The organism is Streptomyces sp. NPDC025833 (genome assembly GCF_055558055.1).
The window spans coordinates 274,749-299,830 of the sequence record NZ_JBVHNF010000005.1 but is presented as its reverse complement, the minus strand read 5'-3'; the positions used below and the strand labels follow the sequence as shown (position 1 = coordinate 299,830).

The following is a 25,082-nucleotide window of genomic DNA, read 5'->3' as shown; positions in this document are numbered from 1 at the left end:
TTCCGTCCGGCCGGTGCGTCCGCCGTCCGGTGCGCCGTCCCCGTCCCCGTCCGAGCCGTACGCCGGGAGTTCCGTCATGCCGTACCCCGTCCCGCACCCAGCCCCGGTGCGCGTGCCGCCGCCCGGCGGGGCCGGTCCGGGGGAACCGGGCGACCGGACCGCGCCGTACGCCCTCGTCCGGACGACCGTGCTCCCCTACCCCGCCGAGACCGCGCCCGGCGCCGAGGTGCGGGCCCTGCTCGCCCGGCTCACCGGGCTGGCCGCCGAGGAAGCCGCCCTGCGGGCCGCCCTGTGCGACGACCTGTTCGCCGCGCGCGCGGGCCACGACGAGGAGTTCCACCGCCGGGTGGTCCTCCCGCTCCGCCGCGACCTGCACAACGACCGGGAGCCCCGCCCCGCCCTCCTCGGCCGGCTCGGCACCCTGCCCGACCGGGTGCCCCGGCTCGCCGACTGGCTCGCCCTGCGCGAAGCGCGCGCCCGGCTGCTCGACGGACTCGCCCTCGCGGGCCCGGCCGCCCTGACCGCCGAGCGCGCCGCGCTCGCCGGCCTCTGCCGCTCGCCCGCCTTCACCCGGGCCGTCGCACTGAGCAGCGCCGACCTGCTGCGGGCGGTCGGCAGGGCGGGCCGGGGCGAGACAGGGCGGCGGGCGCGCAAGGAGGAGCCCTCGGTCCTGCGGCACGCCCTGCGGGCCAGCACGAAGACCAGCCCGCTGTCGTGGTTCACCGCCGTGGGCTGGGCGGCCGACCCCACCGCGTCCGCACCGGAAGCCCCGGGGAGGGAATCGCAGTCGGCCTCCGTGACCGGGGCGGGGGCCGCCGCGCCCGTGGTGCCCGTCGTGCCCGTCGTGCCCGTCGTCGAGGAGAACCGCACGCTCGTCGCCGCGCTCACCGCGGCCCTGCTCGACGAGCCCCGCCGCCGTCACGCCCTCCCGCACCGCATGACGAGCACCGCCGCGGTGGCCGACGGACGGGCCCGCTTCGCCCGCGTGGAGGCGCTGTTCGCCGGGGGCCGGTACCTGGTCACCCGCGAGGACGAGGCCGAGGTGGCCGCCCGCCCGGCGCTGGACACGCTGGCCGCCGTCCTCGCCGACGGCCCGCTCGGTCTCGGCACGCTGACCGCCCGGCTCGCGGCCGCCCTGGGGCGCACGGCGGAGGACTCCGCCGTCGCGGGTTTCGTGGACCGTCTCGCCGACTCGGGGCTGCTCGTCCCCGCGGACCCCGTCGACCCGCAGCACCCGGCCCCGCTGCGCGCGCTCGCCGGATGGCTGCGGCAGTGGCCCGCGGACACCGCCCTGGCGGACCGGGTCGCCCGGCTCGGCGACGACACGCGGCGGTTCGCGCAGACGCCCGCCGCCGAACGCCCCGCCCTGCTCGACGCGCTGGCCGGGCGCTGGCACGCCCTGCTCGCCGACACCGGCCGGCCCGTCCCGCCGGACGCGGCACCGCTGACGGTCCTCACCGAGGACGCCGTCGCCCCCGCGCCCCTGGCCCCCCGGCGCCCGCCGGCCGCACCGGCCGCGGGCGGGTGCTCCGGTGGCTCCGGGGATTCCGGCCGGCCGCCGTACGGGGACCGGGCCGCCGAGGACCGGCCCGCCGAGTACGACCCGTTCACCCCCGACGACCACGACGCACTCGCCGAACTCACCGCGCTGGCCGAGCTGTTCGACCTGGGGCACGTGATGAGCCGGGTCGCCCGGGACCGTTTCGTCGCCCGCTACGGGGTGGGCGGTGTCTGCCGCGACCCCTGGGACTTCGGTGCCGACACCGCGGCCGCCTGGGAGGAGTCCGGCCGGCTGGTGGGCTTGCGGTCCGACGATCCCGGCCTGCCGCCCGGACTGGCCGGACTCGCGCGGCTGCGCGAGGAGTTCGCCGCCCTGGCCTGGCAGGCGGCGGGACCGGCCGGGGCCGGCCCGGCGGACTGTGCCGTCCTGCCGGCCGGCCCGGTCCGCGCCCTCGCCTGCCGCCTGCCCGACTGGACGGCCGCCCGGCCGCTCAGCTACTCCCACTTCGTCCAGCGGTCCCACGAGGACGGCCTGCTGTGCGTCAACCACGTGTACGGCGGCTGGGGCCGGTTCACCAGCCGCTTCCTCGGCGCCCTGCCCGCGGACGCCGCCACCGCGGTCGCCGAGCGCGTCCGGCGCGGCCTCGGCGCGGACGCGCGGGCGGCCCAGGTCCGGCCGGTGGGCGGGTTCAACGCCAACCTCCACCCGCTGCTGCTCGCCGAGGAGATCGGGCCCGACCGCGGCCGGACCGCCCTCGCCGAGGCGGACCTCGACCTCGTCCACGATCCGGTGAGCGACCGGCTGCGCTTGCGCGTACGGGCGACCGGGGACCCGCTGGACGTCCTCTACCTGGGCTTCCTCGCCCCCATCATGCTGCCCCGGCGGCTCGGGCCGTTCCTCTCCGACCACCCCGAGGGGGTGGTCGACTTCCGCCCGCTGCTGCCCCGGCACACCCTGCCGGCGCCCGGCGGCGAGGTGGTGCGCACCCCGCGGCTGCGCCACCGCCACCTGGTGCTGGCCCGGCGCCGCTGGCGCCTCGGCCCGGGTGTGCTCGGCGCGCTGCGCGCCGACCTCGCCGCGGCGGAGGGCGAGGTTCCGGCCGCCGCGGTGGCCCGCTGGCGGGCCCTGCTCGGCCTTCCGGAGCAGGTGTTCCTGCACCCGGTCCCGCGGCCCCCGGCCGGACGCGCGGTCGACGACTTCCTCGCGCGGCTGCGCGCGCCCAAGCCGCAGGCGCTCGACCTGGGCAACGCCCTGCACCTGCGCTGCCTGGGCGCCTGGCTGGCCCGGCACGCCGAGGGCGTCGTCCTGGAGGAGGCCCTGCCCGTCTTCGGCGGCCGGGACCGGCCCGTCCGTGCCGTGGAGTCCGTCGTCGAGACGTACCGCCCGGCGCGCCGCCGTACGGCGGGCCCCGACACGTCCCGACCCGCCACCCCGCCCGCACCCCGCCGAGGAGGCACCCGATGAACGCCCCGGCCGGCCCCGCGCCGCAGGACGCCCGAACGGCCGCACCCCCGGCCACCTCCGCGGCCGCTTCCCCGGACCCGGACGTGCCCGGTGCCGCCGGGGCGGTCGACGTCGTCCTCTACGACTACCGCGAGGACAAGGCGCCGCTGCTGCGCGAGGCGGTGCTGCCGGCGGCCCGGCGGGCCGCCGCCGAAGGACTGACCGCGCACGTCGAACGGCACTGGCTGCACGGTCCGCACGTCCGGGTCCGGCTGCGCGGCGCACCCGGGCGGACGGCCGCGGCGGCCGAGCGCACCGCGGCCGCCCTGCGGGCCTGGGCGGCCGCGCACCCCCCGGCCGCACGCGCCACCGAGGCCGAACTCCTCGCCCGGGCCGAGGTGGCCGGGCGCACGGAGCTGATCCCGCCGCCGTACGGCCCGCTCACCCCCGACGGCACGGTCCGCGTCGAACCGGTGGACCAGTCGTCCCTGCACGCCCTGATCGGACCCGACGGGGTCCGGCTCCGCGACGACCTGCTGGTGCTGGGGCTGCCCGCGCTCGACGCCGGGTGCGCGTTCCTCGGCCGGCACGGTGACACCCCCGCCGCCCGGGTGCAGCTCGCGGTCGCGGCGCTGGCCGCGCACGCCGCCGCGCATCCGGAGGGGCTGGTCGGCGGTCACTACTCGTTCGTCTCGCACCTGGAGGACTTCCTGGTGTACGAGGATGCGGACGGGCGGCTGCGGGCCGCCTTCGAACGCCGCTGGGAGGCCACCGGGCCCGCCGTCACCGCCCTGGTCGGGCGGATCACGGGCGGCGGGGCGGCCGGCTGGGAAGGCGTCTGGGCCGGCTGGTCCGCCGAGGCGTGGCGCATCGCGGCGGAGCGGTTCGCGGCGGGCGCGGACTTCGCCGGCGACCCGCTCGAGTACCGGGACCGGGCGGCGGCGCTCGGCGACCGGACGGTGGCCGACCGCTGGAACCAGGACGTGCGCACCCGGTACAGCGAGTTCCACCGCCGGCTGCACCGCTCGGACCCGCGGGGCACGATGTGGAGCCGTCCCGACTACCTGATCTACCGGGCCTGTACGAACGCGCTGTACCGGCTGTTCGCGATCTGCGACGTACGGCCGGTGGAGCGGTACCTCGCCGCGCACCTGGTCGTGCGCACGGTCCCGGAACTCACCGGGCACACCTGGCAGGACCGCGTCGACGAGGTGATCGCCGCGGTGGAGGGCGCCTCATGACCACCGCCCAGGCCGCGACGGCGGACCCGGGACCGGAGCCTCGGGCGGGTGACGAGCCGTCCGCGGGCGGGGAGTCCGCCGCGCCCGGCGATGCCTCCGGCGCGGCCACGGCAGCGCCGGACGTGACACTGCGGCTGCGGCCGGGTGTGGCGGTCACCCCGCTGCTCGCGGGTCTGCACCTGCGCGGCCGTGGCGCCGGCGTCACGCTGGAGGGCAGCCGCGCGCTGCCGGCCCTGTGGCGCCTCCTCGCGGACCGGCTGGCCCTGGACGGCGAGTCGCCGGAAAACGGTGGCGGGGAGGGTGCCGGTGACGCCGGTGGCGTCGAGGGCACGGGGCATGCGGAAGACCTGGCCGGGTCACAGGGGACGGCGGCGGCGAGCGAGCGGCCCGGTCCGCGGGTGGAAGCCGCGCTGGCCACGCTCACGGACCGGCTGCGTGAGCACGATCTGGTGGTCGAGCACCCGGCCGGTGCCGAACTCCCGCCCTGGCCGGGCTCCTCGGCCGCCCGCCCCGCGGACGCCGCCCGGGCGATCCGGGCCGCGCGGCCGGTCGTCGCCACCGCCGACCCGGGGGGCCCGCTCGGCGTGAGCCTCGTACGGGCGCTCCGCCACGCGGGGGCGAGCCCGCGGGTCACCGCCGACGACCGGCTCCCCGCCGGACGGGCCGTGGTCACCGCCGGTACGCCGTCCGGAGTGCTGGCGCTGGCCGTGGCCTGCGACGCCGACGAAGGTTTCGTGACCGCGCCGGGGCCGCCGGACCGCGCCCGCACCGACGCCGCCGCCCTCGCCGCCCGTCTGGACATCGGTACCGGCATCGACACCGGTACTGGTATCGGTTCCGGTACCCGTACGGGCATCGGTACCGGCACGCCGACGTGGCCGCCCGGCGGTTCCGCCACCGAGCGGTCGCGGCCGGCCGCTCCGCACCCGGCTCCACCCCCGGTTCCGTCCCCGGCGCATGTCGCACTGCTGGCCGGGGCCGCGGTCGGGCGGCTGCTCGCGGCCGTCGCCGGTCTCCCCGACCCCGCCGCCCCGCACGAGGAGGCCTCCGGCGCGGCGGCGGCCGGGCATCCGGCCGTGCTGATCGCCCGGGCCGAGCCGCCCGGGGCGGCGTACCACCCGTGGGCCGCCGCTCCGCGCGCCGCTCGCCGGGAACCGGACGCCCCGCCCGCGCCGGACCTGGCCGAAGCCCTGCGCCGGATCACGGCCCTGGGCGATCCGCGGCTCGGCGTGCTCGACGCGCCGCTGCCCGGGGGGCTGCCGCAGCTCCCCGCCTCGCTCGTCTCCTGCCGTACCCCCGCGGGTCCGCTGTTCGCCGGGGCCGTACGGGCGGACCTGGCCCGGCTGGAAGCGGCCTGCCGGGCCGCCGAACTCGCCCTCGGCGACGGCACGTCGGTCCCGGTGGTCGGCGCGGGACCCGGCCACGCCCACGGCCGGGCGCTGCGCCGTGCCGCGCTGGCCGCCACCCCGGCAGCGACCGGGCCGGGGACCGTCACCGGCCTCGCGGACGACGCCCTGCGCTCGCATCCCCAGGCCCGCCACTGGTGGACCGCGCTGACCGAGCGCATGGACCGCTCCGCCGAGCTGTCGGTCCGGCCGCTCGGCACCGGGGAGGCCCACGTGGCCGTCGTCCGGGTCCGGCCGGACCAGGACGGCACCCCCGCGCTCCCCGCCACGGTGAGCCACGCGGTCGAGGCCACCGCGGCCGACGCCGTGGCACTCGCCGCGCTCGGCGCGGTCACGCGCGCGATGGCCGCGCGGCAAACGCCGGAACCGGCCCTGCACACCGCGCTCGACGGCGCAGCCGCCCCGCTCGCCGCGGCCGGCGTCGAGACGGCCGGCTGGGCGGACGAGGGCTGGACCGACACCTGGCTGGCCGGGATCGCCGCCCGGGAACCGGCCCTGCGCGCCGGTCTGGAGCGCCTGACCGGCCTGCGCCCGACCCCCTGGCGCGGCACCGGACACCATCCCCTCGCCGACGCCCTGCACGCATCCGGATTCACGGTCCTGACCGGACCGGGAGGCCCCGCATGAACACCGCCGACCCGTACCCGCTCCCCCTCCCCGGGGCCGTGCCCGTCCTCGACCCCGCGGTGGCGCTGGCGACCGTCGAGGGCTCCGCCGTCGTGCGGCTGACGGCGTGGGACCTCGGACTGGCCGAGCGGCTGAGCCGGCACGCCCTGGCGCACCCGGTGCGGTTCGTGCCGGTGCGCGAGGACGGCGCGCTGACCGTGATCGGGCCCGTGCTCCACCCCGGCGCGCGGGCGTGCGCCGGCTGCGCGGAGTACCAGCGGCTGGCCACCGCGGGCGGCCGGGTGCCGTGGGGCAGCCCGCGGCTGGCGCTCGGCGGCACCGGGACCCCGCCGCTGGCCGAGGCGGCGCTCCGGCTCGCGACGGACCTGCTGGCGGCCACCCCGCACGCCGCCCCCGGCACCCCCGCTCCGGACGCCCCCGCCCCGGACACCGGCGACGGCCGGGCCGTGGTCCACATCCTCCAGGGCGACCGGTACACCTGGTCCACCCACCGCGTCCGGCCGGTCGGCGGCTGCCCGGTCTGCCGGCCGCTGCCGGACGACTCCCCCGCCGCCGCCCGGGTGCCGGACGGCCCGCGCCCACTGCCCGACCCGGCGGTGCTGCGCGGCCCCAATCCCCGAACCTCCACGGAGAGTCTGCGGACCGAACTGCACGACGAGCGGTTCGGCCCGGTGCGCCGGCTCTTCCGGACCGAGGACTCCGCGTTCGCGCTGACCACCGCCTGGGTGACGGACGGCCGCGCACTCGACGACGGCGGCTACGGCCGGTCGGGGGACTTCCGGTCCAGCGAACGCGTCGCCCTCTTCGAGAGCGTGGAGCGGCTCGCCGGGATGCGGCCCACCGGCCGCCGTACCGTGCTGCGCGCCTCGTACGCCGACCTCGCCGCGGCGGGCGCGACCGCCGTGCTCGACCCCGTCCGGCTCGGTCTGCCGGACCCCGAGTTCGACGGCCATCCGGCCCGCCGGACCGTCCCGTACGCCCCGGACCTCGTGCTCGACTGGGTGTACGGCTGGTCCCTCACCGGGCGCCGCGCGCTGGCGGTGCCCGAGCACGTGGCGTACTGGGACGTCCCGGGACCGGACCGGCCGCGCGTGGTGTACGAGTCCTCGAACGGCTGCGGGCTGGGCAACAGCCCCCAGGAGGCGGTGCTGTACGGGCTGTTCGAGGTCGCCGAACGCGACGCCTTCCTGATGGCCTGGTACGCGCGCACCCCGCTGCCACGGATCGCCCTACCCGGTGACGACCCGGAGGTCACCGCCCTCGCCGACCGGGCCGCGCTGCTGCGCTACCGTCTGGTCCTGCTGGACGCGACCAACGACCTGGGCGTTCCCGCGGTGGTCTCGCTGTGCCGTTACGAGGGCACGCATCCCGACGCCCCGCGCGCGTTCCTGGCCGCCGGCGCGCACCACGACCCCCGGGTCGCGATCCGTTCGGCGGTGGCCGAAGTGGTCACCAACGTGCAGGAGGCCGCCCGCCGTTCGGCGCCGGGCGGGCCCCGGGACCCCGATCGGCTGCGGCCGATGCTGGACCGTCCCGAGCTGGTGCTGGACCTGGACGACCACGTGGGCCTGAACACCCTGCCGGAGGCGCAGCACCGGCTGGACTTCCTGTTCGCCGAGACCGCGGAGGCGCCGTGGCAGGAGCGCTGGCCGGGCGCGCCGGAGCCGGTGGCCGACCTGACGCCGCTGCTGGAGCGGACCGTGGAGCGGCTGGCCGCGCAGGGTCTGGAGGTCGTCGCGGTCACCCAGGACGAGCCGGGTGTCCGGGACCGGCTGGGGCTGCACTGCGCCAAGGTGATCGTCCCCGGCACGCTGCCGATGACCTTCGGGCACGTCAACCGCCGTACCACGGGCCTGGACCGGCTGCTGGACGTGCCGCACCGGCTGGGCCGTACGCCCCGGCCGCCGCGCCGCGACGAACTGCCCCTTGACCCCCACCCTTTCCCGTGAGCCCGTGAATGCCGTGAGCCCGTGAGCCCGTGAATGCCGTGAGTTCCGAGAAGCCAGTGACGCCAGTGAAGCGAATGAGGACGCGATGACGACCGCCCGCCCCCGCCCGGCCGCCCCCGGGACCGTGTCCACGTCCGTGACCGCGTCGGCGTCGGCGTCGGCGTCGGCGTCGGCGTCCGACGGTGACGGACACCCCTGGCACAGCCTGCACCTCGCCCTGCACTGCGGCGGCGCGGAGACGGACGCCTTCGTCACCGACGACCTCGCCCCGCTGATGGACCGCCTGACCGCGGATCCGCGCGCCGCCTGGTTCTTCATCCGCTACGGCGAGGGCGGCCCGCACCTGCGGATCCGGTTCCGGGGCCCGCTGCCCGGCGACGCCGTGGCCGAACTGCGGTCCGCCCTGGCCGAGTCGGCCGCGGGCCGGGCCGCGGAGTTCACCGGCCCCTGGCCGTCCCGGCACGGCGAGGTGCGCGAGGTGCCGTACGTGCCCGAGACCGAGCGGTACGGCGGTCCCGCCGCGCTCCCCCTCGCCGAGGAGGTGTTCGCCCACTCCACCCGCGCGGCCGTCGAGGCCCTGCGCGCGACCCCGGACCGGGCCGCCCGGCTGCCGCTCGCCCTGGACATCGCCCACGCCACCGCGCACGGGCTCGGCCTCGACGAGTTGCGGGCCGCGGGCTGGCTGCGGCGGCACGCCGCCTCCTGGCGCTGGATCAGCGAGGTGGAGCCGCTGCCCGGGGCCGCCGTCCACTCCCGCGTGAACGCGGTGTTCGCCCGCCAGCGGACCAGCCTGGTCCGGCGCGCGCGGGCGCTGCGGGCCGCCCTCGACGCGGGCACGGCGGCGCCCTGGCTGGCCGAGTGGGCGGAGCGGGTCGGCGCGGCGGACACCCGGTTGCGCGACGCCCTGCCCGCGGAGGAGGCCGCCCGCCGCGCACCCTGGGTGTGGGCCTCCCACCTGCACATGCTGTTCAACCGGATCGGCGTGACCCCGGACGAGGAACGGGCCGTCTGCCGTCTCGCCGCCCGCACGCTGCTGGAGACGGAGGACGAGCCGGGGTTCTTCCCGTCGGGACACCGGGCGGCCGACTACCAGTACCTGGAGCGCAGCAAGTTCCAGGTCGGCCGGCCCGAGGACACCGCGCTGCGCGACCTGCCCGCGCGCCCGGACCCCACGCCCGCCCAGTTGGCCGCCGAAGTCCCGCTTCCGGCGGCTCCGTTGCCGGAACTGACGCTCACCGAGGCGCTGCACCGGCGCGGTTCCGTGCGCGGGCCGCTGTACGGGCCGCTGGACGCGGAGACCCTGGGCGGGGTGCTGTGGTCGGCGTACGCCGAGAGCCACACGACCCGTCAGCCGTCGGCCGACGGGTCCGAGCGCACGTTCCGGCACCGCCCCTACCCCAGCGCCGGCGCCCTCTACAGCGTGCGGGTGCGCCTGGTCGCGCTGGACGTCGCGGGGCTGCCCGCGGGCACGTACCACTGCGTGCCGGAGCGCCGCGCCCTGCTGCCCATCGGCCCGGCACCGGCCGTCGCCGACCTGAAGGCGCTCTCCTCGTACCTCTCCCGGCCCGCGGACGACCCGGACGCGGTGGGCGTCGACGAGGCCCCGGCGGTCCTCGCGGTCCACCTCGACCTCGGCCTGCTGCGCCGCCGCTACGGCCTGCGGGCGCTGCGGCTGGGCCTGCTGGAGGCCGGCCACCTCGCGCAGACGCTGCTGCTCACCTCGGCGGCGTTCGGGCTGTCCACGCTTCCGCTGGGCGGCCTCCACGACGACCTGACCCACGAACTCCTCGCCCTCGACGACCTCGACGAGCCGGTCCAGTACCTGCTGCCCCTGGGCCGCACCACCAGGCCCCGGGACCGGTTCGCCGAACCGGCCGCCTACCGCACGTCGACGTAGTCGGCGACGGAGACGGACGGCGCGTTCACCGCGTCACCGGCGTAGGTGAAGCGGTAGTAGCCGTCGTACCCGACGGTGGTGAGCTTGCCCGTGACGGTGATGGTCCTGCCCTTGCGGACCGGCTCCGGGGAGGCGTTGCCCCGCGGTGAACATCCGAGGTCCGCCGGCCGTACGCCCCGCGGATCGCCGCGTGATGCGGCGGCAGGGGGGCGAGCGGCCGGGCCCCCGACGGAGCGGGCCTCGGAGGCCGGCCGGCGCCGGTACCGAGCACCCGGATGCGGGCGGGGGCCGTCTCGTGACGTGATCGGCCGGTGCCTTAGGGGCGGGTGCCCCGCGGCCCCTGCTTCAGGGCTTCGAGAAAGGCGGCGAAGGCGGGAACGGGGAAGGTGAGGACGGCGCGAGCGGGCGCCTTGGAGTCGCGGACGGCTGTGTGGGTGGGAGCGTTGGCTATCTCCACACACTCATTGCCGTCGCCCTCGCCCGAGTAGGAGGACTTCCGCCAGTTGACGGGCATGGTCACGGTAAGTTTCACAGCTCCTTGGCCAGTCGGCGGATGAAGTCGCGCGACTCGACAGGTTCGAGTGACACGGCCTCCACCATACGGAAGCGTGTCCTATAAATATTGAGCTGGGCCTCGGAATCGACCAGAACTGTGCCGTGGGGCGCATCCCGTACGACCGTGTCCAGCTTGGGCACCTGTCCACCGGCATACGTCATCGTGCTCGAAGCGGCGAAACCGTCCAAGTCCAAGGGAACGACACGAACGGTGACGTGTTCCGCTTCGGAGAGCTGGATCAGCCGGCCGAGCTGAGCCCTCTGGGTGGCGCGATCGCCGACCCTGATGCGCAGCGCCGCCTCATGGATCAGCGCCTTGTACGGGACTGTGATCCTCTGGCGCTCCTTACGGTGCTGGATACGCAACTCCAACTCCGCAGGTGTCAGTTCCGGCAGCCTGGAGGAGAAGACCGCGCGAGCGTAGTCCTCCGCCTGCAGCAGGCCCGGCACGTACAGGATCGCCACATGATGCAGGAACTCTGAGTGGTGCTCCAGCTCGGCGAGATCCAGGAACGACGTGGGCAACAGGCCCCGATACTCCTCCCACCATCCGCGAGACCGATCAGCGGCCATCGCCACCAGGGCGTCGATGAACGCCTCGTCCGTGCAGGCGTAGTGCGACGCGAGACGGCGCAAGCGTTTCTCACTCACTCCCGCGATGCCGGACTCGATCTGACTGATGACCGGAGCCGTCACCCCGAGCATGGCTGCCGCCTCGCGCGCCGTGAGGCCAGCCGCATCGCGCATCCTGCGCAGCTCGACCGCCAGCCGCAACTGCCGCGCTGTCGGCTGACTCCTCAACGCCATTGGTCACACCCCTCAACGCGTCGTCGGCAACTACTCGTTCGGATGTCACATTACGCGATCGGCTTGCATCGTTTAAACAATTAGCCCTACGTTCTGTGATGCAGCGCGCACACAGCAAAAGCGCACCGCGTCGTCCCGCCATGTCGACCGCGGCGATGCCATCGCGCGCAGATCCCCCCTTCACCAACGGAGTTGATGGCGCATGCCTGAAAGCGAGACCTGGGACTACACCCTCTGCATCCCCAACGACCTCAGAGCCGTCACCGTATGCCGCCATACCCTGCGCCTGATCCTGACGGCACATGGGCTGACCGGCCTGGTGGACACGGCGGAGCTGCTCGCCGCGGAGCTGGTCTCCAACGCCGTACGGCACACGAAGGGACCGGCGGCGCTGCGGGTGCGCCGTTCCCCGCAGGGACTGGTGTGGATCGGGGCCTGGGACACCGACCCGGAGCCGCCCGAGCCGCCGGTACCGCTGGAACTTGCTCTGGAGCGGGAGGACGGGCGGGGGCTCGGTCTCGTCATGACCTGCGCGGACCACTGGGGCTGGCGGCCGTCGGCCCGCTTCGGGGACCAGGGCAAATACGTCTGGTGCGAACTCTCCGCGGCCTAGCTCGTTGATCACGTCGTACGAAAGGAGAGCTGATGGTCGGCTCGTCACACGAGGCACTGCACCGCATCTTCCAGAAGGATCCGGCGCTGCTGACCCGGGCGTTACAGAGGGTGCTGCACGTGCCGTTCCCCGAACCCAGGGAGATCGCGGCGCTGAACGTGGACCTCACCGAGATCGAACCGGTCGAACGGCGCGTGGACACGCTCCTGCGGGCCGAGACCGACGAGGGCACCTACCTGCTCGTCGTCGAGTCACAGGGAAAGGTGGACGACCGCAAGCGGGGCAGCTGGCCGTACTACCTCTCCTACCTGTACGAGAAGTACCGCTGCGAACCCGTACTGATCGTGATCACCCAGAGCGGCGCCACGGCGAAGTGGGCCTCGCGGCCGATCCGGCTGGGCTTCCCCGGCTGGGAGTCGCTGACGGTGCGTCCGCTGGTGCTCGGGCCGGACAACGTACCGGTGATCGCGGATGAGCGGCAGGCCGAGCGGGACGTACCCCTTGCGGTGCTGTCGGCCATGACACACGGGCGTGGACCCCAGGCCCCGGCCATACTGGAGTCGCTGGCATCCGCTCTGCGGACCATCGACCCCGACAGCGCCGCGGTCTTCGTGCAGTTCGTCGACTCATGCCTGGCCGACCCCCAGGCGAAGCAGATGTGGAGGGACCTGATGACGGCAATCCAGTACTTCTGGCGACACCCCCTCGCCGAACAAGTACGCGAAGAAGGACGCGAACAAGGCCTTGAACAAGGACGCGTTCAGACTCAGCAGGAGATGACCCTCCGCATCCTGACGTGGCGCTGCATCCCCGTACCCGACTCCGTCCGCGAACGGGTCAACGCCTGCACCGACCTCGGCCAACTGGAGACCTGGGCCCAGCGAGCCCTCCACGCCACCGAGGCGACGGAGCTGTTCGACACCGAGTGAGGCGGAGGCGTGCCGCTCGGCCCTGGTGTCGCCGCAGGTGATACGAGCGCGGCGGCTCGCCGAGCGGGACACGTCCGCCGTCTCGGCACCGTGCCGCCGGGAAAAACCACTACCGCCCCCACCGGTGACGGCGGAGACTCGGTTCATGGATGACATGGGGGCGTTCCGGGAGGCGGTCACCGCGTGGGCGGCCGGCGGGCCCGACGGCCCCGCGCGTGAGCTGGCCGCGCGGCTGCCCGTGCGCGTGGCCGTCCTGCTCGAAGGGCCCAGTGACGCCGCCGCGGTCGACACCCTGGCCGCGCGGCGCGGCCGCGACCTCGCGGCGGAGGGGGTCTGCGTCCTGCCGATGGGCGGGGCCATGAGCGTCGGTCGCTTCGCCGGGCTCCTCGGACCGCTCGGGCTGGGGCTCCGCCTCGCGGGGCTGTGCGACGAGGCCGAGCGGCCCTTCTACGCCCGCGGCTGGGCACGGGCCGGCGAGGTCAGGCAAGCGTTCTTCGTCTGCGCGGCGGATCTTGAGGACGAGCTGATCCGCGCGCTGGGCCCGGCTCGGGTGGAGGAACTGGTCCGGGCGGAGGGCGACCTGCGGGCGCTCCAGACCTTCCTGCGCCAGCCCGCCCAGCAGGGCCGCACCGCACAGCAGCAGCTCAGACGCTTCTTCGGGACGAAGAAGGGCCGCAAGATCCACTACGGCCGGGTCCTGGTCGAGGCCCTCGACACCGACCGCGTACCCGCCCCGCTCGACGGGCTGCTCGCCGGCCTCTGACGGACCCCGCCCCGGGGGCACGGTCAGTGGCTCCGGATGCACGTCTCCGGGGCACGGTCAGTGGCTCCAAACGCACGTCCCCGGGGCACGGTCAGTGGCTCCGGACACGCGTCCCCGCGGGCCGGACGGGGGCCATGCGGGACCCGCGGCCACGGGGACGTACGTACACGTACGGCCGTACGCGAGCCCCCGCACCCCGGCGCCCCGCCCAACCTTCACTCGCCCCCGCCCACCCCAGGTCAGGCCGGCTGGAGCACGCAGGTGCCGACCACGTACCCGGTCACGCCGGACTTCGTGACCTTGACCCAGCGCGTGCTGGTGATGCCGCACGCCGTGTAGGAGCCGCCGTAGTACATCTGGCACGGCGACGACGCGGTCTCGCCCTTGTTCAGCTGGGCGAGGGCCGCGCCCCCGGTGCTCGTCCGGTCGCGGATGATCACCGTCTCCAGGGCCTTCGCGGTGCAGCTCGCCGCCGCCGTGTTCGGCCGGGCGACGGCGGGGGTGCCCGCGACGAGGGTCGTCCCGGCCAGTGCGGCGGCGGCCAGGGACGCACCGAGGATCCGGCGTGTGCGCATGTCTGCTGTTCCTCCCGTTCATTGGCGCGGGCATGCCACCCGCGCCGCCGGAGGACAGCCTAGATCGAGAACGGCCCCGGTCACGATCCGGTTTCGGGATGCGGGCAGGGGCTTGCCGTTCACCGTGTAATCGATTCCAATCTCCCCTGAAGCGATTGTGTAATCGTTTCCACGAATCCACGAGGAGGTGGAGCCGGCGATGGCGAGCATCAAGGACGTCGCCGCGGCGGCGGGGGTGTCCGTGGCCACCGTGTCACGGGTGCTGAACGCGCACCCGTCCGTCAGCGCCGACGCACGCACGCGCGTGCTGGCCGCCGTGGCCGAGCTGGGCTACCGCCCGAACGCCGTCGCCCGGTCCCTGCGCACCGACCAGACCCGCACCCTCGGCCTGGTCATCAGCGACGTGCTGAACCCGTACTTCACGCACCTGGCCCGCTCCGTCGAGGAGGAGGCCCGGGCACTCGGCTACAGCGTGATCATCGGCAACGCCGACGAACGGCCCGAACTCCAGGACCACCACGTACGGACCCTGCTCGACCGGCGGATCGACGGGCTGCTCGTCTCCCCCACCGACGGCGGTTCCCCCCTGATGCTGGACGCCGCGCGCGCGGGCACCCCGATGGTGTTCGTGGACCGGTGGATCCCCGGCCTGGACGTCCCCGTCGTACGGGCCGACGGACGGGCGGCCGTACGGGACCTCGTGGCCCATCTGTACGGGCTCGGGCGGCGGCGGCTCGCGATCATCGCGGGGCCCGCGGCCACCACCACCGGCAGCGAGCGCGTCGAGGCGTTCCGGACCGCGCTGGCCGAGTACGGTCTCGCGCTGCCGGACGCCTACACCGGCCAGGGCGACTTCCAGGCGGAGAGCGGACGGCGGGTCACCGAGGGCTTCCTCGACCTGCCGGAACCGCCCGAGGTCGTCTTCGCGGCCGACAACCTGATGGCGCTCGGCGCCCTGGACGCCGTACGCGCGCGCGGACTGCGCGTGCCGGACGACATCGCGCTGGCCGCGTTCGACGACATCCCCTGGTTCGTGCACACCGATCCGCCGGTCACCGCGATCGCCCAGCCGACGGGCGAGCTGGGCCGTCTGGCCGTACGCGCGCTGGTCGACCGGATCGAGGGGCGCGCCCCGCGCTCCGTCACCCTGCCCGCCCGGCTCGTCGTGCGTCGATCGTGCGGCGAGCCGGCCGACCCCACACCGTCCCCCTCCCCAGTGCAAAGGAGCACGTCGTGAGCAACCCGGACGAGTTGCTGCGCATCGAGGGCATCCGCAAGACCTTCCCCGGCGTGGTCGCGCTCGACAGCGTCGACTTCGACCTGCGCCGGGGCGAGGTCCACGTGCTGCTCGGTGAGAACGGCGCCGGCAAGAGCACGCTGATCAAGATGCTCTCCGGGGCCTACACGCCCGACTCCGGGCGGATCCTGGCCGGTGGCCGGGAGGTGCGCATCCACGGCGCCCAGGACGCCGAGCGGCTCGGGATAGCCACCATCTACCAGGAGTTCAACCTGGTGCCCGATCTGACCGTCGCCGAGAACATCTTCCTGGGCCGGCAGCCGCGCCGCTTCGGGATGATCGACCGGAAGCGGATGGAGGCCGACGCCGAGGCGCTCCTCGCGCGCGTGGGCGTGCGGGTCTCGCCCCGCGCGCGGGTGCGGGAACTCGGCATCGCGCGGCTCCAGATGGTGGAGATCGCCAAGGCGCTCAGCCTGGACGCGCGCGTCCTCATCATGGACGAGCCGACCGCCGTGCTCACCTCCGAGGAGGTCGAGAAGCTCTTCGCCATCGTGCGGTCGCTGCGCGCGGACGGCGTGGGCGTCGTCTTCATCACGCACCACCTGGAGGAGATCGCCGCCCTGGGTGACCGGGTCACCGTCATCCGGGACGGCCGCAGCGTCGGGCAGGTGCCCGCCGACACGCCCGAGGACGAACTCGTGCGGCTGATGGTGGGGCGCTCCATCGAGCAGCAGTACCCGCGCGAGCGGTCCGAGCGGGGGGCGGCGCTGCTCAGCGTCGAGGGGCTCACCCGCGACGGGGTCTTCCACGACGTGACCTTCGACGTGCACGCCGGCGAGGTGGTCGGCATCGCCGGTCTCGTCGGGGCCGGCCGGACGGAGGTCGTGCGCGCCGTGTTCGGCGCCGACCCCTATGACGACGGGGCCGTGCGGGTCGCGGGCGCCCGGCTGGGGCGGCACGACGTGAACGCCGCGATGGCGGCCGGGATCGGGCTCGTCCCCGAGGACCGCAAGGGCCAGGGGCTGGTGCTGGACGCCTCCGTCGCGGAGAACCTGGGACTGGTGACCCTGCGCTCGGCGACCCGGGCCGGGATCGTGGACCGCAAGGCGCAGTTCGCGGCGGCCGAGCGGATGGCCGGGCAGCTCGGGGTGCGGATGGCGGGCCTCGGGCAGCACGTGCGGACCCTGTCCGGCGGCAACCAGCAGAAGGTCGTCATCGGCAAGTGGCTGCTGGCCGACACCAAGGTGCTGATCCTCGACGAGCCGACGCGCGGGATCGACGTCGGCGCCAAGGTCGAGATCTACCAGCTGATCAACGAGTTGACCGCCGCCGGGGCCGCCGTACTGATGATCTCCAGCGATCTCCCGGAGGTGCTCGGCATGAGCGACCGGGTGCTCGTGATGGCCCAGGGCCGGATCGCCGGTGAACTCCCCGCAGGCGAGGCCACGCAGGACGCGGTGATGTCGCTCGCCGTCAGCACCCCCACGACCGAGAAGGAGGCCCCCCGTGGCCACTGACACGCTCAAGAGCAAGCCGGGCGCGAGTGGCGCCCCCGGGGCCCTGCGCCGGCTGCTCCTCGACAACGGCGCGCTCACCGCGCTGATCGTCCTCGTCATCGCCCTGTCGGCGCTGTCGGGCGACTTCCTGACGACGGACAACCTGCTCAACATCGGTGTGCAGGCGGCCGTGACGGCGATCCTCGCCTTCGGTGTGACGTTCGTGATCGTCTCGGCGGGCATCGACCTGTCGGTCGGCTCGGTGGCCGCGCTGTCGGCGACCGTGCTGGCCTGGAGCGCCACCCAGCACGGCGTGCCCGTCGTCCTGGCGGTCGTCCTCGCCGTGCTCACGGGCATCGCGGCCGGCCTGGTGAACGGTTTCCTCATCGCCTACGGCAAGCTGCCGCCGTTCATCGCGACGCTGGCCCTGCTGTCGGTGGGCCGCGGTCTCGCCCTGGTGATCTCGCAGGGCTCCCCGATCGCCTTCCCCGACTCCGTCTCGCACCTCGGGGACACCCTCGGCGGCTGGTTGCCGGTCCCGGTGCTGGTCATGGTGGTGATGGGGCTGATCGCCGCGCTCGTGCTCGGCCGGACCTACATCGGCCGGTCCATGTACGCGATCGGCGGCAACGAGGAGGCCGCGCGCCTGTCCGGCCTGCGGGTGAAGAAGCAGAAGCTCGCCATCTACGCGCTGTCCGGCCTGTTCGCCGCCGTCGCGGGCGTGGTGCTGGCCTCCCGGCTGTCCTCCGCGCAGCCGCAGGCCGCCGACGGCTACGAGCTGGACGCGATCGCCGCGGTCGTCATCGGCGGCGCCTCCCTGGCGGGCGGCACCGGCAAGGCGTCCGGCACGCTGATCGGCGCGCTGATCCTCGCGGTGCTGCGCAACGGCCTGAACCTGCTGTCGGTGTCGGCGTTCTGGCAGCAGGTCGTGATCGGTGTCGTGATCGCGCTGGCGGTCCTGCTGGACACCGTGCGCCGCAAGGCGGGGGCGACCCCGGTGGCCGCGGGCGCGGGCGGGCCCAAGGGGCGGCAGGCGGCGACGTACGTGCTGGCCGCCGTGGTGACCGTCGCCGTCGTCGGCGCCACCTCCTTCCTGCACGGCGGCTCGTCCGCGTCGACGAACCCGAGGCTGGGCCTGTCCCTGTCGACGCTCAACAACCCCTTCTTCGTGCAGATCCGCAAGGGCGCCCAGGCCGAGGCGGCGAAGCTGGGCGTGGACCTGACCGTCACCGACGCGCAGAACGACGCCTCCCAGCAGGCGAACCAGCTCCAGAACTTCACCAGCTCCGGTCTCGGCGCGATCATCGTCAACCCGGTGGACTCGGACGCGGCGGGCAACTCCGTGAAGGCTGCCGGCAAGGCGGGCATCCCGGTCGTCGCCGTCGACCGCGGCGTCAACAAGGCGTCCGTGAACACGCTGGTGGCCTCGGACAACGTCGCCGGCGGCGAGCTGGCCGCGAAGACCCTCGCCGAGAAGCTCGGCGGCCGGGGCCGGATCGTCATCCTCCAGGGGCAGGCGGGCACGTCGGCGGCCCGGGAGCGCGCGGCCGGCTTCGCGCAGGGCCTCAAGCGGTACCCGGGCATCCGGGTGCTGGCCCAGCAGCCCGCGGACTTCGACCGCACCAAGGGCCTCGACGTGATGTCGAACCTGCTCCAGGCCCACCCGGACGTGCAGGGCGTGATCGCCGCCAATGACGAGATGGCCCTCGGCGCGGTCAAGGCGCTCGGCTCCAAGGCCGGGAACTCCGTGCAGGTCGTCGGCTTCGACGGCACCCCGGACGGGCTGACCGCGGTCGGGGACGGCACGCTGTACGCGTCGGTCGCCCAGCAGCCCAGCCAGCTCGGCCGGATCGCCGTGGACAACGCCCTGAAGGCGGTCCGGGGCGGCACGGTGGCGCCGACGGTGAAGGTGCCGGTGAAGGTGGTCACGAAGGACAACGTGGCCGGCTTCAGCGGCTGACACGGACGTAAAACGGGCGGGCGGCCCCGGAGGAGCTCCGGGGCGGCCCGCCCACCGTCATCTCTCAGGGGAGTCAACTGATGAACGACTACGACCTCCTGGTCGTGGGGTCGGCCAACGCCGACCTGGTGATCGGTGTGGAGCGGCGGCCGGCCGCCGGCGAGACGGTGCTCGGCGGGGACCTGGCCGTGCACCCGGGCGGCAAGGGCGCCAACCAGGCGGTCGCCGCCGCCCGGCTGGGCGCGCGCACGGCCCTGCTGGCGCGGGTCGGCGACGACGGCCACGGCCGGCTGCTGCTCGCCTCCCTGCGCGCGGCCGGGGTCGACACGGCCGGTGTGCTGGAGGGCGGGGCGCCGACGGGCGTCGCGCTCATCACCGTGGACCCCGGCGGCGACAACAGCATCGTGGTGTCGCCGGGCGCCAACTCCCGGCTGCGTCCGGCGGACGTCCGGGCGGCCACCGGCCTCCTGAACGCCGCCCCGGTGGTGTCGGCGCAGCTGGAGATCCCGCTGGAGACGGTCGTGGAGGTGGTGCGGAACCTGGCGCCGGGCAGCCGCTTCGTGCTGAACCCGTCCCCGCCGCGCGAACTGCCCGCGGAGGTGCTGGCGGCCTGTGACCCGCTGATCGTGAACGAGCACGAGGCGCGGGTGATCCTCGGCGACGCCTGCACCGGCGACGAGCCGGAGGAGTGGGCGCGGCGGCTGCTGGCCGCGGGGCCGCGGTCGGTGGTGGTGACGCTGGGCGCGCGGGGCGCGCTGGTGTGCGACGGCTCGGGCGTGACCCGGGTGGCGTCGGTCGCGGTGGACGCGGTGGACACGACGGGTGCGGGTGACGCGTTCACCGCCGCGCTGGCCTGGCGGCTGGGCGCGGGCGCCTCCCCGGCCGAGGCGGCCGCCTACGCGGCCCGGGTGGGCGCGGCGGCCGTGACGAAGCGCGGCGCGCAGGAGTCGTACCCGACGGCCGAGGAGGTGGCCGCGCTGGGCGGCGGAGCCGGTGAGCGGGGCGGGGTCCGGTGAAGAGGGCGGGGATACTCAACCGCCGGCTGTCCGGCGCGCTGGCCGAACTGGGGCACGGGCACGGGGTGCTGGTGTGCGACGCGGGCATGCCGGTCCCGGCCGGGGCGAACCTGGTGGACCTGGCGTTCCGCGCGGGCGTGCCGTCGTTCGCCGAGGTGCTGGACGGGCTGCTGGCCGAGCTGGTCGTGGAGGGCGCCGTAGCCGCGGAGGAGGTGCGGGCGGCCAACCCGGCGGCGGCGGAGCTGCTGGCGGGCCGCTTCCCCGAGCTGGCCCTGGTCCCGCACGAGCGGCTGAAGGAGCTGGCGGCGGACGCGCGGCTGATCGTCCGCACCGGCGAGGCCCGGCCGTACGCGAACGTCCTGCTGCGCTGCGGGGTGTTCTTCTAGGGGGCGGGCCGCCCGGAACCAGGTCACCCGTCTCGCTGTCTACGAGGGCGTACCGGCTGTCTGCGAAGACGCACGAGCACCTGCGCGACCGGAGGACGACGAGATGACGGTGACCCTGGCGGACGTGGCGGCCCGCGCCCAGGTCTCCCCCGCGACGGTGTCGCGCGTGCTGAACGGCAACTACCCGGTCGCCGCCGCCACGCGCGAGCGGGTGCTGCGGGCGGTGGACGAGCTGGACTACGTCCTCAACGGCCCCGCCAGCGCGCTCGCCGCGGCCACCTCGGACCTCGTCGGCATCCTCGTCAACGACATCGCCGACCCCTTCTTCGGGATCATGGCGAGCGCGATCCAGGCGGAGATCGGCGGGCCGGGCGGGCGCGCGGGCGGGGAACGGCTGGCGGTCGTCTGCAACACCGGCGGTTCCCCGGAGCGGGAGCTGACGTACCTGACGCTCCTCCAGCGGCAGCGGGCGGCGGCCGTCGTGCTGACCGGCGGGGCCGTGGAGGCCGCGCCGCACACGGCGGCGGTCGCGGCGAAGCTGCGCAGGCTGTCGGAGGCCGGGACGCGGGTGGTGCTGTGCGGGCGCCCGCCGGTCCCGGACACCCGGGCCGCCGCGCTGACCTTCGACAACCGGGGCGGGGCCCGTGCGCTGACCGCTCATCTGATCGGTCTGGGGCACCGCCGGTTCGGCTGCATAGCCGGCCCCGCGGACCGGACGACCACCCGGCACCGCCTGGAGGGCCACCGCGCGGCCCTGGCCGCGGCCGGCATCGCGGAGCGTCCCGGCCTGACCGTGTACGGCCGCTACGACCGGCGTTCCGGCTACGAGGCCGCGCTGGAGCTGCTGCGGCGCGATCCCTCCCTGACGGCGGTCGTGGCCGCGAACGACTCCGCCGCACTGGGGGCGTGCGCGGCGCTGCGGGAGTCGGGGCGGCGGATTCCCGAGGACGTCTCGGTGGCCGGCTTCGACGACCTGCCGTTCAGCGTCGACGCGGTGCCGGCCCTGACGACGGTGCGGCTGCCCCTGGCGGAGGCGGGCGCCCGGGCCGGCCGCGTGGCGACGGGCCGCGAGGAGACGCCGCCGGGCGGGGTCGCCTCCGTGCGCGGGGAGCTGATGGTGCGGGGCTCCACCGGAGTGCCGCGGGGGTAGGGCGCCAGGGGCGGGGTCCCTCCGGGTACCGCGGGCGTGACGTGCCATGCGGCGCGGCTCTCCCGGGCATGGTCCTCCTGTCGGGGGGTACCTTCCGAGGACATGAAGCTGGCGTTTTCCACCCTTGGTGTCCCCGGTCTGCCCGTCGCGGAGGTTGCCGCCCTCGCGAACGCGCACGGCTATCACGGTGTCGAGTTGCGCGCGCATCCCGAGGAGCCGGTGCACCCCGGCCTGTCCCCCGCCCGGAGCGCGGAGACCGCGGCCCTGTTCCGGGGCGCGGGCGTCGAGGTGCTGGGCCTCGCCGGTTACGTGCGGGTCGCCGCCCCGGGCGAGGACGCGCCCGTGCTGGCCGAGTTGCGGGACCTCCTGCGGCTCGCCCACGACCTGGGCGCGCCGTTCGTCCGGGTCCTGCCCGGCGCCGACCCCGACCTGCCCCGCGAGGAGTCGGACGCGATCGCCGCCCGGCGGCTCGGCACCGCCGCCGAGGACGCCTCCGCGCTCGGCGTCCGGATCCTGCTGGAGACCCACGACTCGCACCCCACCGGCGCCGACGCGATCCGGATCCTGGGCCCGGTCGGGCACCGGCAGGTGGGTGCCCTGTGGGACGTCATGCACACCTGGCTGGGCGGTGAGCGGCCGGCGGACACCCACGCGGCCCTCGCCCCGCACCTGGGCTACGTCCAGGTCAAGGACGTGGCGTCCGCCGAGGACACCGCCCCGCTGCCGCTCGGCGCGGGGGTGCTGCCGCTCGGGGAGTGCGTGGACGCGCTGACCCGGGGCGGCGGGGACGGCTGGCTGTGCTGGGAGTACGAGAAGCGCTGGTACGAGTCGGCCGAGCCGCTGCCGGGACTCCTCGACCGGGGCCGCGAGCACCTGACGAAGCTGCTGGGCGGTTAATCGCTGGCCCGCGCGGCCGCGGCCGGTTAGCCTCCCCCGGTGATCCAGCCGCCGGGGCCGTGCGCCCGCCTCAGCTCATGAGTCTCGCCCGCGCCTTCCTCGACGTGCGGCCCCTGCGCGCCTCGCCCCCGTTCCGGCGACTGCTGATCGGGCGGACGGTCTCCGTGCTCGGCGGGTTCATGACCATGGTGACGGTCATGTACCAGGTGTGGGACACGACCCACAGCACCGCCTGGACGGGCGCGGTCGGTCTCGCGCAGGCCCTGCCGCTGGTGGTGTTCGGGCTGTTCGCCGGGGCGTGGGCGGACCGCGCCGACCGGCGCCGGGTCTTCCTCGTGGCCACCGTCGGGCAGGCGGCCTGCTCCGTGCTGCTCGCGGTGCAGGGCTTCACCGGGCACGTGCCGGTGGCCGGGGTGCTGCTGCTCGTCGCCGTGCAGTCGGCCTTCGGCGCGCTCGGCGCCCCGGCCGCCGGGGTGTTCCTGCCGCGGCTGCTGCCCAGGGAGCAGGTGGCCGCGGGACTGGCGCTGCAACAGGTCACCGCCCAGTCGATGATGCTGCTCGGGCCCGCGCTGGCCGGTGTGCTGCTGGGCTGGTTCGGCATCGGTGTCTGCTACCTGCTGGACGCGCTCAGCTTCGGCGTCGCCTTCTACGGCGCCTTCGGGCTGCCCGCGCTGCCGCCGGAGGGCGAGCCGTCCCGGGCGGGGCTGCACGGGGTGCTGGACGGACTGCGGTTCCTGGCCGGGCACCGGGTGGTGCGCGGTGCGCTGCTCACCGACCTGGCCGCGACCGTGCTGTCGTTCCCGGTGAGCCTGTTCCCGCTGGTCAACGCCGAACGGTTCGGTGACGACCCGCGCACGCTGGGGCTGTTCCTGTCGGCGCTGGCGGTGGGCGGGGTCCTGGCGACCGGGCTGTCCGGCGCGCTGACCCGGCTCGGCCGGCCGGGGCAGGTGATGCTGTGCGCGTCCGCCACCTGGGGCGCGGCCCTCGTCCTCTTCGGCCTCTCCGGCGGCCCCTGGACGGGGCTGGCGCTGCTCGTGGTCGCCGGGGCGGCGGACGCCACGGCGGTGGTCGCCCGCTCCACCCTGGTGCAGACCCGCACCCCGGACGCGCTCCTCGGCCGGGTCAGCGCGGCCGAGCAGATCGTCGGGCAGGCGGGCCCGAGCCTCGGCAACGTGCGCGGCGGTCTGCTCGCCGGCTGGACCTCCGGGGTGACCGCCCTGGTCAGCGGCGGGGTGCTGTGCGTGCTGGCGGTCGCCGCGGTGGCCGCCGGCACCCCGGAGCTGCGCGCGAAGGCCGCGCCCGCGGCGGAGCCGGGCACGGCCTGAACGGCACCGGCACGGCCCCGCGCGGACGACCGGCCGGGGACCGCCGCGGCCGGACGGGTGCCCGGCCCGCCGTCAGCCGGCGGCGGGCAGCGCGGCGAACGCCTCGTGGAAGCCGGGGAAGGTCTTGCGCACGCAGCCGGGGTCGTCGTACGTCAGGCCGGGCGTGCGCAGGGCGGTCACGGCGAACGACATCACGATGCGGTGGTCTCCGAACGACGTGATCTCCACCCCGGGCGCGGGCGTGCCGGGCCGGATCTCGATCCAGTCCGGGCCGGTCGTCACGCCGACGCCGAGCCGCCGGAGGTTGTGCGCGCACGCCTCCAGGCGGTCGCACTCCTTGACCCGGGTGTTGCCGACGTCCTCGATGCGCACCGGCCCGGAGGCGAACGGCGCGAGGGCGGCCAGCGTCGGCATGGTGTCGGAGATGTCCCGCATGTCGACGGTGAGGCCGCGCAGTTCGCCGGTGCCGCGCACGGTCGTGCGGTCCTCGGCGACCGTGACGTGCGCGCCCATCCGCCGCAGCACCTCCACGAAGCGCAGGTCGCCCTGGAGCGCGCCGGTGCCGAGGCCGGGCACGGTGATCTCCCGGCCCGGGGTGATGGCGGCCGCGGCGAAGAAGTAGCTCGCGGTGGAGGCGTCCGGCTCGACGGCGTAGGTGGTGGCCCGGTAGCCGCCGGGCGGGACGTCGTAGACCGGGCCGTCGCGGACGACGTCCACGCCGAACGCCCGCATCATCGCGAGGGTGATCTCCACGTACGGCGCCGACACCAGGTCGGTGACCCGGATCCGCAGCCCGGTGCGGGTGAGCGGGCCGAGCAGCAGCAGCGCGGTCAGGTACTGGGAGGACTCGCCGGCGTCCAGCACCACCTCGCCGCCCTCGACGCCGCGGGCGCGGACGGTGAGCGGGTGGTGTCCCTCGGCCTCCTCGTGCCGCAGGTCGACGCCGAGGTCGCGCAGGGCGCGGGTGAGCGGGCCGAGGGGGCGGCGGCGCATCTGCGGGGAGGCGTCGAAGCGGTAGGTGCCGTGGCCGGCGGCGGCCAGGACGGGCAGGAAGCGGGCGGTGGTGGCGCCGTCGCGGCAGAAGACGTCGGCCTGGGCGACAGCGGGGCCCCCGGGGCGGCCGTCGATCCGCCAGGCGTCCGGTGCGCGGCCGACCCGGTGGCCGAGCCGGACCAGGCCCTCGGCGAAGCCCTCCGTGTCGTCGGAGTGCAGGGGCCGCACCAGCGTGCTGACCCCGTCGGCCGCGGCGGCGAGGAAGAGCGCGCGGGCGGTGACGGACTTGGAACCGGGGATGTCGACTGCGGCCATG

At 75.6% G+C, this 25,082-nt stretch carries 20 protein-coding genes; 16 read left to right on the top strand and 4 right to left on the bottom strand.

All coding sequences use genetic code 11. The features are described from left to right. Positions 1–76: 76 nt before the first annotated feature. From ACZ4K2_RS10820 to ACZ4K2_RS10800, 5 genes are all read left to right on the top strand, one after another. Positions 77–2,965, top strand: a complete 2,889-nt coding sequence (locus tag ACZ4K2_RS10820; RefSeq protein WP_467471786.1) for a lantibiotic dehydratase — start codon at positions 77–79, stop codon at positions 2,963–2,965. Next, a complete protein-coding gene (locus ACZ4K2_RS10815) occupies positions 2,962–4,185 on the top strand; it encodes a hypothetical protein (RefSeq protein WP_467471783.1) in 1,224 nt (407 codons plus the stop codon). Before ACZ4K2_RS10820 ends, ACZ4K2_RS10815 begins: the two co-directional genes overlap by 4 nt. After that, entirely contained in the window at positions 4,182–6,218 is a 2,037-nt protein-coding gene (locus ACZ4K2_RS10810; RefSeq protein ID WP_467471780.1) for a hypothetical protein, read from the top strand. Before ACZ4K2_RS10815 ends, ACZ4K2_RS10810 begins: the two co-directional genes overlap by 4 nt. Next, positions 6,215–8,167, top strand: a complete 1,953-nt coding sequence (locus tag ACZ4K2_RS10805; protein WP_467471777.1) for a TOMM precursor leader peptide-binding protein — start codon at positions 6,215–6,217, stop codon at positions 8,165–8,167. Before ACZ4K2_RS10810 ends, ACZ4K2_RS10805 begins: the two co-directional genes overlap by 4 nt. A gap of 85 nt (positions 8,168–8,252) precedes the next feature. After that, a complete protein-coding gene (locus ACZ4K2_RS10800) occupies positions 8,253–10,064 on the top strand; it encodes a thiopeptide-type bacteriocin biosynthesis protein (RefSeq protein ID WP_467471774.1) in 1,812 nt (603 codons plus the stop codon). A gap of 316 nt (positions 10,065–10,380) precedes the next feature. Here ACZ4K2_RS10800 and ACZ4K2_RS10795 read toward each other — a convergent pair whose 3' ends face one another. After that, positions 10,381–10,578: a DUF397 domain-containing protein gene (locus tag ACZ4K2_RS10795; RefSeq protein WP_467472055.1), complete on the bottom strand. Its 198-nt coding sequence runs from the start codon at positions 10,576–10,578 to the stop codon at positions 10,381–10,383. A 14-nt stretch (positions 10,579–10,592) separates the two neighbouring features. Continuing rightward, positions 10,593–11,426 carry a helix-turn-helix domain-containing protein gene (locus tag ACZ4K2_RS10790; RefSeq protein WP_467471773.1) on the bottom strand — a complete coding sequence of 278 codons (834 nt, stop codon included), beginning with the start codon at positions 11,424–11,426 and terminating at the stop codon, positions 10,593–10,595. 202 nt (positions 11,427–11,628) lie between these two features. Between ACZ4K2_RS10790 and ACZ4K2_RS10785 the strand changes: the two genes are divergently transcribed. The 3 genes from ACZ4K2_RS10785 (at position 11,629) to ACZ4K2_RS10775 (ending at position 13,731) form a co-directional block, all read left to right on the top strand. Further along, complete coding sequence (locus ACZ4K2_RS10785; RefSeq protein ID WP_467471771.1) at positions 11,629–12,039, top strand: ATP-binding protein; 411 nt, start codon at positions 11,629–11,631, stop codon at positions 12,037–12,039. A 32-nt stretch (positions 12,040–12,071) separates the two neighbouring features. Next, positions 12,072–12,968, top strand: a complete 897-nt coding sequence (locus ACZ4K2_RS10780) for an RpnC/YadD family protein (protein WP_467471770.1) — start codon at positions 12,072–12,074, stop codon at positions 12,966–12,968. A gap of 145 nt (positions 12,969–13,113) precedes the next feature. Beyond that, positions 13,114–13,731, top strand: a complete 618-nt coding sequence (locus ACZ4K2_RS10775; protein ID WP_467471768.1) for a TOPRIM nucleotidyl transferase/hydrolase domain-containing protein — start codon at positions 13,114–13,116, stop codon at positions 13,729–13,731. Between the two features lie 239 nt (positions 13,732–13,970). Here ACZ4K2_RS10775 and ACZ4K2_RS10770 read toward each other — a convergent pair whose 3' ends face one another. Continuing rightward, on the bottom strand, positions 13,971–14,306 hold the full coding sequence (locus tag ACZ4K2_RS10770) for a hypothetical protein (protein ID WP_467471766.1): 336 nt from the start codon (positions 14,304–14,306) through the stop codon (positions 13,971–13,973). A 199-nt stretch (positions 14,307–14,505) separates the two neighbouring features. Here ACZ4K2_RS10770 and ACZ4K2_RS10765 point away from each other — a divergent pair, with 199 nt between their 5' ends. The 8 genes from ACZ4K2_RS10765 (at position 14,506) to ACZ4K2_RS10730 (ending at position 23,773) form a co-directional block, all read left to right on the top strand. Next, positions 14,506–15,543, top strand: a complete 1,038-nt coding sequence (locus ACZ4K2_RS10765) for a LacI family DNA-binding transcriptional regulator (RefSeq protein ID WP_467471764.1) — start codon at positions 14,506–14,508, stop codon at positions 15,541–15,543. After that, positions 15,540–17,060, top strand: a complete 1,521-nt coding sequence (locus tag ACZ4K2_RS10760; protein WP_467471761.1) for a sugar ABC transporter ATP-binding protein — start codon at positions 15,540–15,542, stop codon at positions 17,058–17,060. The genes ACZ4K2_RS10765 and ACZ4K2_RS10760 overlap by 4 nt, the downstream gene beginning before the upstream one ends. Beyond that, positions 17,050–18,999 (top strand): ABC transporter permease/substrate-binding protein, encoded by a 1,950-nt coding sequence (locus ACZ4K2_RS10755; RefSeq protein WP_467471759.1) that lies wholly within the window; start codon positions 17,050–17,052, stop codon positions 18,997–18,999. Before ACZ4K2_RS10760 ends, ACZ4K2_RS10755 begins: the two co-directional genes overlap by 11 nt. An 80-nt stretch (positions 19,000–19,079) precedes the next feature. After that, the gene (locus ACZ4K2_RS10750; protein WP_467471758.1) at positions 19,080–20,015 is read left to right on the top strand and encodes a ribokinase; all 936 of its coding nucleotides are present in this window, start codon (positions 19,080–19,082) and stop codon (positions 20,013–20,015) included. Further along, positions 20,012–20,401 (top strand): D-ribose pyranase, encoded by a 390-nt coding sequence (rbsD, locus tag ACZ4K2_RS10745; protein WP_467471756.1) that lies wholly within the window; start codon positions 20,012–20,014, stop codon positions 20,399–20,401. The genes ACZ4K2_RS10750 and rbsD overlap by 4 nt, the downstream gene beginning before the upstream one ends. 103 nt (positions 20,402–20,504) lie before the next feature. Beyond that, on the top strand, positions 20,505–21,551 hold the full coding sequence (locus ACZ4K2_RS10740; protein WP_467471753.1) for a LacI family DNA-binding transcriptional regulator: 1,047 nt from the start codon (positions 20,505–20,507) through the stop codon (positions 21,549–21,551). 102 nt (positions 21,552–21,653) lie between these two features. Continuing rightward, positions 21,654–22,448 carry a sugar phosphate isomerase/epimerase family protein gene (locus ACZ4K2_RS10735; RefSeq protein ID WP_467471751.1) on the top strand — a complete coding sequence of 265 codons (795 nt, stop codon included), beginning with the start codon at positions 21,654–21,656 and terminating at the stop codon, positions 22,446–22,448. A gap of 77 nt (positions 22,449–22,525) precedes the next feature. Then, complete coding sequence (locus tag ACZ4K2_RS10730) at positions 22,526–23,773, top strand: MFS transporter (RefSeq protein ID WP_467471748.1); 1,248 nt, start codon at positions 22,526–22,528, stop codon at positions 23,771–23,773. Between the two features lie 72 nt (positions 23,774–23,845). Here the strand turns inward: ACZ4K2_RS10730 and aroA are convergent, their stop codons facing one another. After that, positions 23,846–25,081 carry a 3-phosphoshikimate 1-carboxyvinyltransferase gene (aroA, locus tag ACZ4K2_RS10725; protein ID WP_467471746.1) on the bottom strand — a complete coding sequence of 412 codons (1,236 nt, stop codon included), beginning with the start codon at positions 25,079–25,081 and terminating at the stop codon, positions 23,846–23,848. Position 25,082: the final 1 nt, after the last annotated feature.

What these genes read in the sequence shown, in the direction of transcription:
- ACZ4K2_RS10750 (WP_467471758.1), top strand. Translation starts at nt 19,080, where the DNA reads ATGAACGACTACGACCTCCTGGTCGTGGGGTCGGCCAACGCCGACCTG.
- ACZ4K2_RS10730 (WP_467471748.1), top strand. Translation starts at nt 22,526, where the DNA reads ATGAGTCTCGCCCGCGCCTTCCTCGACGTGCGGCCCCTGCGCGCCTCG.
- ACZ4K2_RS10780 (WP_467471770.1), top strand. Translation starts at nt 12,072, where the DNA reads ATGGTCGGCTCGTCACACGAGGCACTGCACCGCATCTTCCAGAAGGAT.
- ACZ4K2_RS10815 (WP_467471783.1), top strand. Translation starts at nt 2,962, where the DNA reads ATGAACGCCCCGGCCGGCCCCGCGCCGCAGGACGCCCGAACGGCCGCA.
- ACZ4K2_RS10740 (WP_467471753.1), top strand. Translation starts at nt 20,505, where the DNA reads ATGACGGTGACCCTGGCGGACGTGGCGGCCCGCGCCCAGGTCTCCCCC.
- ACZ4K2_RS10790 (WP_467471773.1), bottom strand. Translation starts at nt 11,426, where the DNA reads ATGGCGTTGAGGAGTCAGCCGACAGCGCGGCAGTTGCGGCTGGCGGTC.
- ACZ4K2_RS10820 (WP_467471786.1), top strand. Translation starts at nt 77, where the DNA reads ATGCCGTACCCCGTCCCGCACCCAGCCCCGGTGCGCGTGCCGCCGCCC.
- ACZ4K2_RS10795 (WP_467472055.1), bottom strand. Translation starts at nt 10,578, where the DNA reads ATGCCCGTCAACTGGCGGAAGTCCTCCTACTCGGGCGAGGGCGACGGC.
- ACZ4K2_RS10805 (WP_467471777.1), top strand. Translation starts at nt 6,215, where the DNA reads ATGAACACCGCCGACCCGTACCCGCTCCCCCTCCCCGGGGCCGTGCCC.
- ACZ4K2_RS10770 (WP_467471766.1), bottom strand. Translation starts at nt 14,306, where the DNA reads ATGCGCACACGCCGGATCCTCGGTGCGTCCCTGGCCGCCGCCGCACTG.
- ACZ4K2_RS10800 (WP_467471774.1), top strand. Translation starts at nt 8,253, where the DNA reads ATGACGACCGCCCGCCCCCGCCCGGCCGCCCCCGGGACCGTGTCCACG.
- aroA (WP_467471746.1), bottom strand. Translation starts at nt 25,081, where the DNA reads ATGGCCGCAGTCGACATCCCCGGTTCCAAGTCCGTCACCGCCCGCGCG.
- ACZ4K2_RS10765 (WP_467471764.1), top strand. Translation starts at nt 14,506, where the DNA reads ATGGCGAGCATCAAGGACGTCGCCGCGGCGGCGGGGGTGTCCGTGGCC.
- ACZ4K2_RS10735 (WP_467471751.1), top strand. Translation starts at nt 21,654, where the DNA reads ATGAAGCTGGCGTTTTCCACCCTTGGTGTCCCCGGTCTGCCCGTCGCG.
- ACZ4K2_RS10810 (WP_467471780.1), top strand. Translation starts at nt 4,182, where the DNA reads ATGACCACCGCCCAGGCCGCGACGGCGGACCCGGGACCGGAGCCTCGG.
- ACZ4K2_RS10785 (WP_467471771.1), top strand. Translation starts at nt 11,629, where the DNA reads ATGCCTGAAAGCGAGACCTGGGACTACACCCTCTGCATCCCCAACGAC.
- ACZ4K2_RS10775 (WP_467471768.1), top strand. Translation starts at nt 13,114, where the DNA reads ATGGATGACATGGGGGCGTTCCGGGAGGCGGTCACCGCGTGGGCGGCC.